The 419-nt window shown below is 57.5% G+C and carries 1 pseudogene; it reads right to left on the bottom strand.

The features are described from left to right. Positions 1–419, bottom strand: a pseudogene (locus tag LIY45_RS30605) (type IV secretion protein Rhs); the annotation flags it as partial.

Genomic DNA, 419 nt, shown 5'->3' with positions numbered 1-419 from the left:
ACCGAACATTGTCATAACGGTATTTGAGCTGCGTGCCGTCCGGATTAATCCGACGGCTGATCAGGTGCAGACCGTCGGCATACTCATAGCGCGTAACCCGGCCCAGCTCGTCACGTTCGGCGGTGATTTTTCCGTACGGGTTGTAGCTGAATTCGCGAGTGGCACCGCCCGGCTGAATCACTTTCAGCAAACGACCTACCGCGTCCCACTGATACTGGGTCAGCGCGCCATGCTCATCCTCGCAAGCAACCTGCCGCCCGAGGTCGTCATAGCGATAACGCCGCACACCGCCATTCGCCAGCTTCTCCTCAATGAGCTGGCCACGCTCGTTCCAGATCAGCCGTTGACTGCTGTTGTCCGGATACCAAACACCCGTGAGCTTTCCGTGTTGGGTGTAGGTGTATTCGGTGTAATTGCCA

The organism is Pseudomonas sp. MWU16-30323 (genome assembly GCF_020515595.1).
Lineage (GTDB): Bacteria > Pseudomonadota > Gammaproteobacteria > Pseudomonadales > Pseudomonadaceae > Aquipseudomonas > Aquipseudomonas yamanorum.
The sequence above is the reverse complement of the archived record's forward strand: the minus strand, read 5'-3'. Positions and strand labels throughout refer to the sequence as shown.